Here is a 14,338-nt window from a genome sequence, read left to right on the forward strand (position 1 = left end):
CCTCACTCCTCACTTCCCCGCCCATGTCGCCAGGACTATCTCAGCAAAATTCATTTCGTCCCGTACGGCGGCTGTTGGGGTTGTCGGTACTCGATCGCTATATCGCCAGTCAGCTTACGTCTCCTTTTTTGTTTGGAGTTGCTGCATTTTCTTCGATTTTGGTGTCGGTTGGGGCGCTATTTGATCTGATTCGCAAAGTAACCGAAGCGGGACTGCCTTTCTCACTGGCCTTCCGGGTGTTTTTGCTGAGGATGCCCTATTTCGTCAGTTTGGCGTTTCCGATGGCGACTTTGTTGGCGACGTTGATGGTGTACAGCCGACTTTCGACTGACAGTGAGTTGATTGCACTGCGGAGTGCGGGGATCAGTGTCTATCGATTGATCGCGCCGACGATCGTGCTGAGTCTTTTCGTCACTGCCTTGACCTTTAGCTTTAACGAAGCGATCGTGCCCGCCGCGAACTATCAAGCTTCTTTGACGCTCGATCGGGCCCTCAATCAAGAACAACCCGAATTCAAAGAGCGCAAAAATATTCTCGTTCAGCAGTTTCGTAAACCCAGAGCGGCAGACGGCGAAACCGAGCAGGTTCTCGATCGCATCTTTTACGCACGACGGTTTGATGGTCGTCAGATGAAAGGCTTAACGGTACTGGACTTTTCTCAAAACGGGTTAAACCAAATTGTCGCCGCCGAGTCAGCCGCCTGGAATCCCGTCAAGAATCTGTGGGACTTTGCCAACGGTACGATCTACATCATTGACCCCAACGGTTCTTATCGCAACATTCTCAAGTTTGAGCGTCAACAGATTCAACTCCCCCGCACACCGCTCGATCTAGCAAACCGCAAACAAGACTCTGCCGAGATGAATATTGCAGAGCTACGCAATTCGTTGGATATCGTAACCCAGAGCGGTGATGAGAAAGAGTCTCAAAAGGTGCGGCTTCGTATCAACCAGAAGCTGGCTTTTCCGTTTGTGTGTCTGGTATTTGGTCTGACGGGGGCGACTCTGGGAACCAGTCCTCAACGCAGAAGCGGCAGGGGTACAAGTTTTGCAATTAGTGTGATTATCATCTTCACCTACTATCTGCTCTCTTTTATCTGCGATTCTTTGGGGCTGCTACAAGTGCTATCTCCCTACGTGGCTGCTTGGTTGCCCACGGCTCTGGGACTGACCGCGGCGGGATTTTTGCTGTTTCGGGCTGCCCGGTAAAGCTTGTCCAAAGTAGGTTGAATCAACAGCTAAAAGTAGCCTCTCAAACTGCGTCCTTCAGAGCTTCTACCCCCAAGCGGCCAATTCTGGGGGACTTTAGGAGAAGACTTTTGGTTCAAAGCTCCCTACTCTTGGTAGAGCTGATTCATTCTACCAAGAGGGAAAGTCCGCCATGCGTAATCCCAAATCAACGGTTACTTGCTACAGATCCTCGCCCCTAAATCCCCCAGTCTGGGGGACTTTGACTAAGTTTGACTGATCAATTGGTTGCAGCTTATTTTCAACCTGGTATAACAACTGGTCTAATACCAAGTTGATCTTTCATTATCAATTTGTTAAGGCTACAGATCCTTCGCCCCCTAAATCCCCCAAAAATGGGGGACTTTGAGCCGTCGTCATGGCTTTGAACTTTGGAAATCTTTCCTTTGTCAAAGTCTCCCAGCATGGGGGATTTAGGGGGCGAAAAGATGGACACCTCCCACAGATTCATCTCTCTAATTAGCAACGCCTTTGCGCGTGATCTGCTGCATTGCTCTTCACGATCCAACGCTACCAATCGAATCGATCGCCCCCTGGAAATCGGGCATTGCTAAATCACGTGTGCCCCCAATGCGAAGGGAAACCAACGATTCAAAGTCCGCCAGAATGGAGGGTTAGGGGGCGTTCCCGGATCTGCAACCGCAGCGAAAGATTCCGTCGAATTCACGTCTCGTTAAAACCAGTTCCAATCACATTCCTCATCCCTGACAAATCGCCTGGAACTTCTGAGGTACAATAGGCTCCACTCAGGGTCAATTTGATCGCCTTCCCCATGCAAACCGTTCAGCTTGACGATCGCTCTCCGATCGCCCTCCTACGTTCTCCCCAAACCATTCGTGATCGCTGCGGCATCTTGTTCACACTGGCACAATCCGATCAGTTGCAGCATTTTCGCTGTGATTTGACGCATTTAGATCGGGTAGCTGACTACGTGTTACAGGTAACAAAAGAACAGTATCCTGACCTAAAAATTCCCTTTCACAGCCGTTGGCGACACTTTGAAGTTGGAGATATCTCACGGGTAGACAGACTCGATCGCGCTCTAGAAAATCTGTCCAAACTCGAAAAAGCCAAAGCAAAATTCGATCTCGTCATTCCCAGTGTGTTACTGGATGCGGGAGCAGGCGATCGCTGGCACTATTTTGAATCAGACACCGGGCAAGTCTGGGGACGATCAGAAGGATTAGCCATTGCCAGCTTTCATCTCTTTTGTCAGGGCGCATTCTCCAGCAATCCAGACAACCCTTATCAAACCGATGCCACAGCCCTCCAACAGGTGACCGCCGAATCCCTCGCGATCGGGTTTCAAGCAACGACCGAAAATCCATTAGTTGGACTGGAAGGGCGATCGCAACTCCTGCAAAAATTAGGTCAAACCCTACAAAACGCTCCTGAATTGTTTGGTCAAGAAGCGCGTCCTGGCAATCTGGTGGATTATCTGCTAGAGCAAGCGCCCTCAGACAAGCTATCCGCCACCACAGTTTTGAGTGCCATTCTGCAAGGACTGAGCGAAATCTGGCCCGGACGAATTACCCTCTCAGAAGTCAATCTAGGCGATGTCTGGCACCATTCCGCCCTGCCCAACGTAGACCCTTCCAGCCAGCTAGTCCCCTTTCACAAACTTTCTCAGTGGCTCGCCTATTCTCTACTAGAACCTCTACAGGAACTCGGTCTAGAAATCACCGACCTCAACCAAATGACTGGGCTACCCGAATACCGCAACGGCGGCCTGTGTCTCGACCTGGGACTCCTACAAGTCAAAAATGACGAAATCTGGCACCAGCGACATGCCCCCAGCTCAGAAGTCATCATCGAATGGCGTGCCCTAACGGTCTGCCTCCTCGACCAGATCGCCACCACCCTGCGCCAACAACTCACCCTGACCGAAGCCGACCTCCCCCTCGTCAAAATCCTACAAGGCGGCACCTGGACAGCCGGACGCAAAATCGCCGCAACCCTAAGACCTGGCGGCCCTCCCCCCCTCCAAATCGAAAGCGACGGCACTGTCTTCTAAAGTTATCTCCCGAATCCCAAATCAACCCAAAAGATTCAGCAACCTCCTGCCGCTCATCCTTCATCCATCCTCCCTCCTCCGTCCTCCCTCCTACATGCCCCAAGTCACCGTCATCAACCATCCCCTGATCCAACACAAACTCACCCTGATGCGTCGGGTAGAAACCAGCACCGCCAAGTTTCGATCGCTCATGACCGAAGTCAGCATGTTGTTGGCTTACGAGGTGACACGAGATCTGCCGCTAAAGTATGGCTCCATCAAAACACCTATGGCCGCTATGCAAGCCCCCATCCTGGCAGCAGACAAAAAGCTGGTCGTGGTGTCAATTATGCGAGCCGGACAAGGAATTTTGGATGGGATCTTGCAACTGATTCCTTCTGCAAGAGTGGGGCATGTGGGGTTGTATCGGGAGCCAACAACGCTGGTACCGATCGAGTACTACTTTAAAGTGCCTCATGACATCGAAGAACGAGATATGCTGGTCGTCGATCCGATGATGGCAACGGGCAACTCAGCCGTCGCAGCCGTACAGCGCCTCAAGCAAACCAACCCAAAATCCATGAAGTTTCTCTGCTTATTGGCGGCTCCCGAAGGGATTGCCCACTTCCACGATCAACATCCTGACGTTGCGATTTACACAGCAGCGATCGACGAAAAACTGGACGAACACGGCTATATTATTCCAGGACTGGGAGATGCGGGCGATCGGCTGTTTGGCACAAAGTAATTTAAAGCCAAAACTCGTCCCCCTAGTTTGGTATGATTGGAAATAGCTAGATATCTGGCGGCATGGCCAAGTGGTAAGGCAAGGGTCTGCAAAATCCTCACCCTCGGTTCGAGTCCGAGTGCCGCCTTCGATTTTTCACGTTTTGAAAATGCTTAAAAGCCTTGCTTAACCGGTGTGAAAGAATGGGCAGCCTCGACAAAAAACGGCTTGGTTGCCCGCTTTGACCTCTTCGAGCAACGGTTCTAGCTTCTCCTCATGAAAGACTTCTTGTTCCTGCAACTTGTCTGGATCGCTCCTTTTACCCGGAACAAATCCGACTTTGCATCGTCTCATCCCAATCCGTTGGAGAAACGCATTCACTTGCGTCGGACTGTGACGTATTCCCGTCAATTCCTCGATCTTCGCTTGGGCTTCGGCAATGGTTTGCGGAGGATGTGACTGAAATTGACACTCCCCATGCCCCAAGGCGAGGGAATTCTTGGCTCAACGAAACCACTTAACCTAGATTCCTTGCAGTCTCTAGACCAGAGGTGGGATTCTCCCCAAGCGTTAATTCGGGTATGCCCTACCCTATTCGCACGAGTGCGAGTCCTGTTTCGGTCTGAAGCCAATTCGCTTCAAAAGGCTGGTCGTCTAGCTCCTCTAAATCTTTTACCTACTGCGAGGAGGGAACTAGAACCATGCAGTAGAACCGCATAGATTTAATTGTCAAGGTGCAGCGTGTCTTTCGACAACCAGGTTTTTTAAGTGGTTGATTACCTTGCCACTAGAATGAGTGTACCAGATGAGTACACAGCATGACTGAAAAACAACTTCACGTTAGAGTCTCCGAGGAGGAAATGAAACCACTTGAGCGCTATGCTAAAAAGTCAAAGCGAACCAAGACAGACGTTGTACGTGAATTTCTGCGTTCCTTGTCGTGAGAGATTGGCGCTACCGCGCCGTCGCTATCCATCCCCATGCCTAAAGGCGAGGGGCTTTCCGCTCAATTTCGGTAAGTTTCCACCGTCGTCGCCTGGGCATTCAAGGAACTCGGTTGCCCGTGATAATCCAACTGTTTGAGACGCTCAATCCTCCCTTCTTGATACTGTCTGAGATAGACCGTCAGCGTCGTTTTGCTGATCTCACACAGTCGTCGAATTTCTTGATGCGCCAACCCCTGGCTTTTCAGGTACAACACCTCCATTTTCTGTTGCACTTTGGGGTGAGGATAGTGATGCGTTCATATTTCAGTTCAGCGATTTCTTCGGGTGTGAAGTCGATCCGAATCATCTCAGCAATTCTCAGTATGAGAACAATTCTCACAGGAACTCGCTTTTTTTAAGAATTCAGGTACCTGAAACCGCATTCTCTCGTTAGCGATCTGCATCTGGAAACCCAGTTTTTAGTACGGGTGTTTCAAACTGAGAATTGCTGGAATCATCTAGCGCTCCCCCATGTGCTCACTCATGCATAGATTCTTACTTTACCGTTGATGGAGAAGAATGCTCTAAAAGTCCATTTTTTAGTTGTAGTGAGTATCAGTAAAGACGGTGTGTTTCCCAGGGTAACCTCGTACTGAGCGCGACATAGTATAGCCCTTTGAACCAGCCTTCAAACTCCGCATTGGAAAAGCGAAACTCAGCATCTGACAGTGGCGACTCGTTTGGCTTGTCCATTGCACAAAACCAGTTCAGCCACAAGTTCTGTAACTTCCAGTGATTCTTCTTGACTAATTTCTGGGGGTTTCCTTCCAGGATAAGCTTGTCGATCGCAAAACACTCAATCCCAGTGAGAATCTGTCATCCTTGTTCTTGATCGCATTGTACGCCTGATAATCAACTAGCATTTGCTTCACAATCGGCTGTTGGCGGCGGTCGTAGTACATGCCAAAGCGAAGGTGACTCAATCCTTCTCCTTTTCAATCCTTCTCCTTTGAATTGGACGAAGATTCGCCCGGCTGATTGTTTCTGTCGCTTGCGAGTGCGGCATCGTCTTGGTCTACGGCGTGTTGGAGCATTTGCGGTTGAAGTCCGATTGCCAGCAGAAGGAGGTACTTAAATCTTGCACCATTGTCGATAAGCTAGATTTGGCAATGCTTTTAGTATGGTCTCAAATCCATACTGTGCAGCGAGAACAACTGAGTATTGAAGCTGGCGCAGCAATCGAAACCACAAGACTGAAGCAAACAGACCCGACAACGCAAGATCGCAAGCTATCTTCCAATCGAGTTGTGGCAGTGAAGCCGCTTGAACCATCCAATGGGGGAGGAGATCAGCAATCAGAGACAGCACCAGCCAGCGATAGACCTCACGTTTGGTGGATTGTCCAAAGCAATGGAGTCCAAACCGATGTTTGGTGGGTTTGAAGAAGCTTTCAATTGCCCAACTTGGTGCCTCAAGCGCACGAGACAAACGCCAGAGTAGTGGGACACGATGAATCTGAGTTCTCGTTTGCCATTGGCTTGTTTGAGTCAGAACCAAGAAACGGTCAGCGCAAAGGAAATGCCTTCAACAGAGACCTGTTGTCCCCGTTTGCTGTGACGATAAAGCTGTTTGAGACTTCTGCCATCTTGTGTAAAAACTTACCGCATTTCTCCAAGGTCGTCAGGTCAATCAGCACTCGCAACGGCGCATCTCGGCGAGGGCGATGCTGTGCCAGTTGTGCAAAAATGGCTTGTTGAGTGGCTCGAATCACACTGCGCGTAGACCCTGCGTAATGGTTCAAAAAGCGACTCAACGAACTCGCAGATTTCACTTGGGTAGACTGAGGTAGGGGATGACCCAGCGCTTCGAGAAATAATCCAAACAAGGCATTCAGGCTCGCTTTTTGATAGGCACTAGGCATCCAGCAAAGGAGACCATAGACTAGCGATTGGGCATGTTTAACGATGGTTTCCATAACCGTCTCATTTTTATTTCTACGCCCTTTCTTTCAGATTTTGATGCGTTTGGCAAGCCTTGTTGAGAATGGTGCAAGATCTCACTTATCTCAAACTAGCTCTGCTCTGTCTTAAGTTCAGCGTCTCAAATCCCCTCTTCACGGCTTGGTTCTCACTCGTTTCTCATTGGATTTTGAGGATTCCAGATCCCCAATCCCAGAATTCTGGCACGGTCTTGGGCGCGACTGAGGCGACGTTGATAGCGTGACTTTGAGACGGGGGAAGCTGCCAGAGCGTAGCCTTCAGCGACTAGCTTTTCGTTGATCAGCGTGTCCTTTGACCAGACGTAGACCGATCGTTGCCCGCGATCGTCTCTGGCAGATTCTTCTGAGTCTAACCGTACAGATTGATGGATCAATTGCGCTAGTTGAGTTTGGGCTGCTTCTCCCCAGGGTTTGCGGTTTTGAGCTGGAATGACAATTCCCGCCAGTCTTACTCGTTCTGTGATGGCTGGCTGTCCGGCGATTCCGCCAACTTCGAGTTCTTGCTGCGGAGTGACGTACTCAACGGGAACGATCGCACCCTGGGGCATCTCTGCCCTCTGACAACCCAGCAAAAAGCACAGCAAGAGCAACCCTAATTTTTGAGAAATTTGACGGAAGCGGACTGTCATTGTGATTTACTCTTCATCTAGTGGCAGTCCGACTCTGACCCTGCCTTTACCAAAGTAGCGACCAAACTGAAGCTCATACACTTCGTCTTCGTCCTGGGTTTCGACTTCGAGATCCGATCGTGCATAGCTAACACACAGCAGGGCATAGCCTTTTTTTTGCAGATCGACCGAAAGCCCGATCGCTTCTGGCTGATAGAGTTCCCCAGATAAGACGCGCACCGCACAAGTGGTACAGGCTCCGTTTCGACAGGAGAAAGGTAGCTCTACGCCTTGATGTTCGGCGCTATGAAGAATGTAGCGATCGTCTGGCACAGTCAGCGTGTGGTAAGTGTCTTTTTGGCGGTTATAAACGCGGATGGTGTGAAACTGAGTCATAAATTTGCAGAAATTTCGACGCTCTCTTTCCAGTATGAGCTAATTCTGCTAGTGGTAGACCTGTGACTGCAAAGTGTAGTCCTGCGCCCTCTGCCCTTACGCGCTGGAACAGTCGTGGCATCATATCCTGTCAAATTCACGTCAACTAAAATAGTCCTTTCATCAGGGCAAACGCATCTAGTCTAGATAGAATAACCAAAGGCTGAAAGTCCTGATATTCTACTATCGCTGAAAGCAATTTTGCTTAGTCTGTTGTCAAGAATCTATTCTTATTGAGAATAAGCATCTGGTCAAAATCTACGTCTTCAACGAGAACTCGGAGTTTCAAATATTCTCTGGAAATTAGATGCGTTTACTCTGATGGTTCATCAAATCCGCGGCGCTCAACCGCATGATTCAAATCGCTAAACCCGACAGCTACAAAGTTGAAGCTTGATACTCGCACAACTCAAGGCGACCCTGACCGTTTTTCCAATCATGCAACAAAGCCTGAAAACAACGAAATCTACCTTCGCTGACTAAACTCATCCAAAGTTTTGTTAGTCGGCGATGGCAGATTTTGTTCTAGTTGCTGTGATTTGAACCGCCAGGCTAAAAGTTGTGTGTGATAGAACTGGCTCGAATCAGCTTTAGAGTGAAGTGATTTGCCGACGCTCTGCTTCTAGTAGATCAATGAGTGTTTGATCGCCTTGTACTTGAGCAGCTTGCAGTCGACGTTGCAGATTGTTTAACAGATTGGTGTGATGCAGTCTGCCCGCTTCACGCTGAGGTGAAAAAATCTGCGTTGGTTTTCGGTTTGCAGGTAGAGTGGTCAGGTTCACTCGCCCCTGGTTGTCACGATCGAGCCGATAACGAGTGCCCCGATAGCTCAGGTCGTAGGACTCCGATCGAGCGGGCATTTGTGCTTGGGGATCAATCTGCATTGTCACGCCACGATACATCACGGTGTAGGGTGCCCGAAAGGATTGGGCAGATTGGGTGCGATCGGCGTTGTATTCGTAGGAATTGCCACGGTAAATGAGTTTCATCGCTTCTCCAAGAAGTAACTTGTTGTGAGGGGGAAGAGAAGCGCGTTCCTTCAGGAATGATCCTTACTTCCGTCCCCGTACTTTGTTGTGGATGGGGATGAACGTTTTTCCTTCTGTATCTAATCATACCGTTTTCTAAAAGAAAAGTGAAATCCCTCTCAGGTTAAGTTTTGACTCGTCCTCATCCCACTCACCTTTCACCCAAAATCTAAACCCAACGTGAATTCGATGAAGTTTTTTTGCTTCGTTCTTCAGCGCTTCTGCCCCCCAACCCCCCAATTTTGGGGGACTTTCAGACAAGATTTTGGGTTCAAAGTCCCTCACTCATGGGGGATTTAGGGGGCTGCCTGGATTAACAACCGCAGCGAAAGATTTCATCGAATTCACGTTAAACCCAAAACCTAAAATTCCAAACCCAAAACTTAAAATCCCAAGCCCAAAACCTGAAATCCCAAGCCCAAAACCTGAAATTCCAAACCCAAAACCTGAAATTCCAAACCCAAAACCTGAAATTCCAAACCCAAAACCTGAAATTCCAAACCCAAAAACCCAAACCTAAAACCCAAAACCTCACACCTTCTCCACCAATTCCCAAGTCTTTTCCTGATACAGTTTGAGAACGAGTGGGTGATAGTTAATTAAGGTTTCCCGATGCCCCACGCTCAGAAAAGTTAGACCGATCGCTTGCAGATGTTGATAAAGCTTTTCTTCGTTGCCCGGATCTAGTGCGCTAGTCGCTTCGTCGAGAATGGCGTAGTCCGGTTTTTGGAGGAGCAGACGGGCAAAGGTGAGGCGCTGTTGTTCGCCGAGTGACAGCACATCTGACCAATCTCGCTCTGCCTCAAAGCCCCCAAAACGATCGTCCAAATCCGCCAAATTTACCAACTGTAAGACCTGTTTTAGCTGCGATTCCTCGACTTCTAGCGTCAGATTGGGATAGAGAAGCTGATCGCGCAAGCTGCCCAACACCATATAAGGACGCTGCGGCAAAAAGAGAATGTGATCGGCACTCGGACGCACGATCGTTCCTTGTCCTGAATCCCACAATCCCGCCAGCGATCGCAACAGTGAACTCTTTCCACAACCACTGGCACCCATCACCAAAAGCCCTTGTCCGGTTGGCACGGTCACCGATAAGTCTTCGATCAAGGTGCGCTGATAGTTGGGGGTTTGTAGGGTGAGATGAGCGATTTCTAAGCGATCGGCTTCCACCGTTTGAATGGTTGGTTTGTCTGTTTTGGCTGATTTTTGCTCTAAGAATTCGGCAAATGTGTAGAGGCGATCGATGCCCGCTCCAAAAGTCGTCAGCGCTTGAAACCTTGCCACAACGACATTCAAAGAGAAAAAGACGCGAATGAATGCGCCTTGAGCTTCGGTGACTTTGCCGACTTCCATGTCGCCCGAAAAGATTGCGGGAGCTACGACTAGAGCAGGCAAAATAAAGGGAATGAATTCGTAGGCATTGGTTAATACGTTTAGATTTAATTCCCAGATCAGCAGCCGCTTGACGTTTTCAAAGACTTCTAAAAAGCGCTGTTTGACTTGTTGAGATTCGCGGTCTTCGCCCCGGTAAAAGGCGATCGCTTCGGCATTTTCTCGAATTCGCACCAGACTAAATCGAAAGTCGGCTTCTTTTTTAAGTTGCTCAAAGTTCAATCGCACCAACGGTTTGCCAAACACAACGGTCGTTACCAGCGTCCCCACGACGGCATACAGCACCAAAAAAACCACCAGCGGTTTAGAAATGCCCCACAGCACGCCGCTAAAGGCAATCACCGATAGCACAGACTCGACCAGTACCAGCAAAAAGGCCAACGATTCTTGGGTAAAGCTGCGAACGTCTTCGGCAATGCGCTGATCGGGGTTGTCAATTTTGAGTTCTGAACTGTTTAACAGATAATAGGCGCGATCGCTAAAGTAGCTCGTAACAAAGCGATCGGTGAGCCAACGTCGCCAATTCAAACTGAGACGATCGCGCAGATACCGATACCCTGCCAGCAGCGGCGCATAAATCACCAGCACAGCCACAAAGATGATCACCGTTTCCCAAAATCTAGATTCATCTTTAGCCGACAGCGCTGAGATGAGAACGCCCCGCTTGTTGTTGAGAACGACGCTTAACCCTGTATAAGCCAGCAAAAACAGCACGACTCCCAGCAACAATCCTCTCGCCTGCCATTTTTCATCACTCGACCAATAGGATTTCGCGATCGTCCAAAACTGCCGAAATACTTTGAAATTCAATCGATCCATTGGTTCACTGTCCTTGTGTTTGCTGAGAATGCGAGCCAGCACGAATCCTGATTTTCTACCCTCTCTGGGAAGTGTCGCAAGTTTCCTCAGAATGAGTCGTGTTGAAAACCAAAAGAATTCTCAAGTTGCAGCATTTGGGGAGGCACGATCGTAGACTGCAAGAAGAACGATCGTGAGTGTCGCCATGATGCAAGTTTGGGGTTCGCTGCTGATATTTATTCTCTGTCCGCTGTTGGGAGGGTTGCCGCTGATTGGTTGGATTACTTATGCGCTGACTCGCAAAAAACTCAAAGATCTAGGGACGGGAAATGTTAGCGTTTCGGCCGCTTTTTATCATGGAGGGCGGGCGGTTGGAATTCTAGCCGTGTTGTCAGAAGCGTTTAAGGGCGTTGCGGCAGTTTTGTTAGCGCGGGCTTTCTTTGCGGGGAGTTCTGAATGGGAAATCGTCGCCCTGATTGCTCTGGTTGTCGGTCGCTTCTGGATGGGTAAAGGTGCAGGCACGACGAATGTAGTTTGGGGATATGTGGCCCACGACCCGATCGCTGCCCTTCTGGTCTTTATTATTGGAGGCATCGGCTTCACCATTTTGCGAGAAAAGAACCAGGGACGAGCCGCCATTTTGATTTTGTTTCCATTAGTCACTGCGCTGCTGCATCCTCAAGACTCAGCATTGATTGTGATGACGATCGCCCTTGGCTGTCTGATGGGCTGGATCTATACCCAAATTCCCGATGATCTCGATCTCAAAGTCGAAACTGCACAGCAGGAGTCTCAATCGATGTTTCAATTTTTTCGCGGCGATCGGGCGATCGTTTCTCTCAATCAGCCATTACAAACTCATAAGGCAGGCTCAAAAGCGGCGACGCTGGCACACCTCAAACAGTTGGGCTATCCGGTGCCGGAGGGGTGGGTGTTGTTTCCGGGAGACGACCCGCAGCCGTTGGTCGAGTGGCTTCAGCCATCGGAAGCACAGCCTTTGGTGGTCAGATCGTCCGCGATCGGCGAAGATTCCGAATTTGCGTCGGCAGCGGGACAGTATGAGACGATTCTGAATATCACTCGCCGTGAGGATTTGTTGCCTGCGATCGCTCAATGTTTGGCTTCTTATGATCAGGCGGCGGCGGTGCAATATCGGCGCGATCGCGCAATGCCTGACGCTTCGATGGTCGTCTTGATCCAAAAGCAAATTCGCGGCGTGTATTCGGGGGTGGCGTTTAGTCGTGATCCGGTGACTCGACAAGGGGATGAAGTGGCGATCGAAGCCCTTCCCGGTGATGCGGTTCGTGTGGTTTCGGGGCAAGTGACTCCAGAAAGCTATCGCGTTCGAGTCCAGGATGTGCCAGAGAGTTGGACTTTACCAAACGATCGCTTATTAGAAATTGAAGGATCGGGCGACGTTCCATCCCGACTCATTCAGCAAGTCGCCTGGTTAGCCAGACGTTTAGAAACTCAGTTTCAAGGAGTGCCCCAGGATATTGAATGGACGTTTGACGGGGAAACTTTGTGGTTGCTGCAAGCGCGATCGATTACAACGCTGGTGCCGATCTGGACGCGCAAAATTGCGGCTGAGGTGATTCCGGGGGTGATTCGGCCGCTTACTTGGTCGATCAATCGGCCGTTGACCTGTGGCGTGTGGGGGCAGATTTTTACGATCGTTCTGGGCAAACGAGCAGCCGGACTGGACTTCACCGAAACCGCCACGCTGCACTATTCTCAGGCTTACTTCAATGCTTCACTACTGGGGCAAATTTTCTTACGCATGGGACTGCCCCCCGAAAGTTTGGAGTTTCTCACCAGAGGCGCAAAATTTAGCAAACCACCTTTGACTTCGACACTCAAAAATTTACCAGGACTCTTGAAACTGGTGCGTCAAGAACTACGACTAGAACGAGACTTTGAGCGAGACGATCGCCGCCACTTTTCGCCCTTTCTTCAAACGCGACCACCCAATCACTTATCTGTTGTCGAACTGTTGACCCGAATTGATTTGATTTTAGACTTGTTAAAAATTGCCACTTATTACAGTATTTTGGCTCCGCTGAGTGCAGCCGTTCGCAAAGGAATGTTCAAAGTTTCCGATGATCAAATTGATCAAGGCAACACGCCCGAAGTGTCAGCCCTGCGCGAATTTCAGAAAATTGCAATCACTGCCCAACCTCTCCTTAACGATCGGCAAAATGTATTAAACGAACTAGCCAAAACTACTGAAGGACGACAAGTGTTAGATCAGTTTGAGCAAGTGTTAGACCGCTACGGCTATCTCAGCGAAGTCGGAACCGATATTGCAGTGCCCACTTGGAAAGAAGATCCGCAAAGCATTCGATCGCTATTTGCCCAATTTTGTCAAGATCCGTTGCCGCCTTCAATTCCCACGCGAGGCAAGTCGAGTGTCCAGCGACGGTTTGATCTCAAAGGGCAAGTCACCGAAGTTTATAGTCGGCTGCTGGCAGAGTTGCGAAGTTGTTTTGTGTCGTTAGAAGATCTTTGGATCAAGTCAAACTTACTGACCGAAGTAGGAGACATCTTCTTTTTGGAGTGGGCCGAAGTTCGTCAAGTTGCTCAGTCAAATGTAGACATGTTAGATCGTCTGCCTGGTCTAATTGCTCAACGTCGATCGCAGTTCACCCAAGATAGCCAACTGACTCAAATCCCCGCGATCGTCTATGGCGAAGATCCGCCTACTCCCACATTGCAAAACTGGTCATCGTCCCAACAGCTACAAGGCATTGGTGCCAGTCCAGGACAAGTCGAAGGACGAATTAAAGTGTTGCGATCTCTTCGAGATACCCGCGAGGGGTCGCTTTCAACAGGAATTGAAATTGATGCCAATACAATTCTGGTGGTTCCTTACACTGATTCGGGCTGGGCCCCTTTGCTGGCAAGGGCCGGAGGATTGATCTCAGAAGTGGGCGGACGGCTCTCACATGGTGCGATCGTCGCTCGTGAATATCGCATTCCTGCCGTAATGGATCTGCACAACGCTACCCAAATTTTGCAAGATGGTCAACTAGTTAGAATCGACGGACAACGAGGCACGATCGAGATCTTGTAGATTATGGGAAATGGGCGTTGCTGAATCAGACTATGAATCGGTCTGTCGAAGCTGAATCCTCTCGCCCCCTAAATCCCCCATTCTGGGGGACTTTGAGAACTCCAGTTCC

13 protein-coding genes, 1 tRNA gene, 2 pseudogenes and 1 riboswitch are annotated in these 14,338 nt (G+C 49.6%); of the genes and pseudogenes, 6 read left to right on the forward strand and 10 right to left on the reverse strand.

The window, feature by feature from the left end:
* The first annotated feature begins 23 nt into the window (after positions 1-23).
* From ACKFKH_RS16040 to ACKFKH_RS16055, 4 genes are all read left to right on the forward strand, one after another.
* Positions 24-1,208, forward strand: coding sequence for an LptF/LptG family permease (locus ACKFKH_RS16040; protein WP_446859324.1), 1,185 nt, complete (start codon positions 24-26; stop codon positions 1,206-1,208).
* 811 nt (positions 1,209-2,019) lie between these two features.
* Positions 2,020-3,261, forward strand: coding sequence for a URC4/urg3 family protein (locus ACKFKH_RS16045; protein ID WP_446859325.1), 1,242 nt, complete (start codon positions 2,020-2,022; stop codon positions 3,259-3,261).
* Positions 3,262-3,355: 94 nt separating this feature from the next.
* On the forward strand, positions 3,356-3,988 hold the full coding sequence (upp, locus tag ACKFKH_RS16050) for a uracil phosphoribosyltransferase (protein ID WP_446859326.1): 633 nt from the start codon (positions 3,356-3,358) through the stop codon (positions 3,986-3,988).
* Between the two features lie 56 nt (positions 3,989-4,044).
* Positions 4,045-4,115 (forward strand) — tRNA-Cys (locus ACKFKH_RS16055).
* 71 nt (positions 4,116-4,186) lie between these two features.
* Here ACKFKH_RS16055 and ACKFKH_RS16060 read toward each other — a convergent pair.
* The 9 genes and pseudogenes from ACKFKH_RS16060 to ACKFKH_RS16100 form a co-directional block, all read right to left on the reverse strand.
* Positions 4,187-4,432 (reverse strand): annotated as a pseudogene (locus tag ACKFKH_RS16060) (IS630 family transposase); the annotation flags it as partial.
* Positions 4,433-4,982: 550 nt separating this feature from the next.
* Positions 4,983-5,260 (reverse strand): annotated as a pseudogene (locus tag ACKFKH_RS16065) (helix-turn-helix domain-containing protein); the annotation flags it as partial.
* 248 nt (positions 5,261-5,508) lie between these two features.
* Positions 5,509-5,646: a hypothetical protein gene (locus ACKFKH_RS16070; protein WP_446859327.1), complete on the reverse strand. Its 138-nt coding sequence runs from the start codon at positions 5,644-5,646 to the stop codon at positions 5,509-5,511.
* A gap of 53 nt (positions 5,647-5,699) precedes the next feature.
* On the reverse strand, positions 5,700-5,876 hold the full coding sequence (locus ACKFKH_RS16075; protein ID WP_446859328.1) for a hypothetical protein: 177 nt from the start codon (positions 5,874-5,876) through the stop codon (positions 5,700-5,702).
* Between the two features lie 148 nt (positions 5,877-6,024).
* Positions 6,025-6,450, reverse strand: a complete 426-nt coding sequence (locus ACKFKH_RS16080; protein ID WP_446859329.1) for a hypothetical protein — start codon at positions 6,448-6,450, stop codon at positions 6,025-6,027.
* A 7-nt stretch (positions 6,451-6,457) separates the two neighbouring features.
* On the reverse strand, positions 6,458-6,868 hold the full coding sequence (locus ACKFKH_RS16085; RefSeq protein WP_446859330.1) for a hypothetical protein: 411 nt from the start codon (positions 6,866-6,868) through the stop codon (positions 6,458-6,460).
* Positions 6,869-7,020: 152 nt separating this feature from the next.
* The gene (locus ACKFKH_RS16090; RefSeq protein ID WP_446859331.1) at positions 7,021-7,521 is read right to left on the reverse strand and encodes a thermonuclease family protein; all 501 of its coding nucleotides are present in this window, start codon (positions 7,519-7,521) and stop codon (positions 7,021-7,023) included.
* Between the two features lie 6 nt (positions 7,522-7,527).
* The gene (locus tag ACKFKH_RS16095; RefSeq protein WP_446859332.1) at positions 7,528-7,896 is read right to left on the reverse strand and encodes a 2Fe-2S iron-sulfur cluster-binding protein; all 369 of its coding nucleotides are present in this window, start codon (positions 7,894-7,896) and stop codon (positions 7,528-7,530) included.
* 629 nt (positions 7,897-8,525) lie between these two features.
* A complete protein-coding gene (locus ACKFKH_RS16100; RefSeq protein WP_446859333.1) occupies positions 8,526-8,924 on the reverse strand; it encodes a DUF4278 domain-containing protein in 399 nt (132 codons plus the stop codon).
* A gap of 39 nt (positions 8,925-8,963) precedes the next feature.
* Positions 8,964-9,030: riboswitch (Glutamine riboswitch) on the reverse strand.
* 198 nt (positions 9,031-9,228) lie between these two features.
* Here ACKFKH_RS16100 and ACKFKH_RS16105 point away from each other — a divergent pair.
* Positions 9,229-9,483 (forward strand): hypothetical protein, encoded by a 255-nt coding sequence (locus ACKFKH_RS16105; protein ID WP_446859334.1) that lies wholly within the window; start codon positions 9,229-9,231, stop codon positions 9,481-9,483.
* Positions 9,484-9,494: 11 nt separating this feature from the next.
* On the opposite strand, the gene ACKFKH_RS16110 is transcribed toward ACKFKH_RS16105, so the two are convergent.
* The gene (locus ACKFKH_RS16110; RefSeq protein WP_446859335.1) at positions 9,495-11,177 is read right to left on the reverse strand and encodes an ABC transporter ATP-binding protein/permease; all 1,683 of its coding nucleotides are present in this window, start codon (positions 11,175-11,177) and stop codon (positions 9,495-9,497) included.
* Positions 11,178-11,361: 184 nt separating this feature from the next.
* On the opposite strand from ACKFKH_RS16110, the gene ACKFKH_RS16115 reads away from it, so the two are divergent.
* Complete coding sequence (locus tag ACKFKH_RS16115) at positions 11,362-14,229, forward strand: glycerol-3-phosphate acyltransferase (protein WP_446859336.1); 2,868 nt, start codon at positions 11,362-11,364, stop codon at positions 14,227-14,229.
* The last annotated feature ends 109 nt before the right edge of the window (positions 14,230-14,338 follow it).

The organism is Phormidesmis sp. 146-20 (assembly GCF_052939475.1).

Coding starts and splice junctions, on each gene's coding strand:
- ACKFKH_RS16040 (WP_446859324.1), top strand. CDS start 24: ATGTCGCCAGGACTATCTCAGCAAAATTCATTTCGTCCCGTACGGCGG.
- ACKFKH_RS16045 (WP_446859325.1), top strand. CDS start 2,020: ATGCAAACCGTTCAGCTTGACGATCGCTCTCCGATCGCCCTCCTACGT.
- upp (WP_446859326.1), top strand. CDS start 3,356: ATGCCCCAAGTCACCGTCATCAACCATCCCCTGATCCAACACAAACTC.
- ACKFKH_RS16070 (WP_446859327.1), bottom strand. CDS start 5,646: ATGGACAAGCCAAACGAGTCGCCACTGTCAGATGCTGAGTTTCGCTTT.
- ACKFKH_RS16085 (WP_446859330.1), bottom strand. CDS start 6,868: ATGGAAACCATCGTTAAACATGCCCAATCGCTAGTCTATGGTCTCCTT.
- ACKFKH_RS16090 (WP_446859331.1), bottom strand. CDS start 7,521: ATGACAGTCCGCTTCCGTCAAATTTCTCAAAAATTAGGGTTGCTCTTG.
- ACKFKH_RS16095 (WP_446859332.1), bottom strand. CDS start 7,896: ATGACTCAGTTTCACACCATCCGCGTTTATAACCGCCAAAAAGACACT.
- ACKFKH_RS16100 (WP_446859333.1), bottom strand. CDS start 8,924: ATGAAACTCATTTACCGTGGCAATTCCTACGAATACAACGCCGATCGC.
- ACKFKH_RS16110 (WP_446859335.1), bottom strand. CDS start 11,177: ATGGATCGATTGAATTTCAAAGTATTTCGGCAGTTTTGGACGATCGCG.
- ACKFKH_RS16115 (WP_446859336.1), top strand. CDS start 11,362: ATGATGCAAGTTTGGGGTTCGCTGCTGATATTTATTCTCTGTCCGCTG.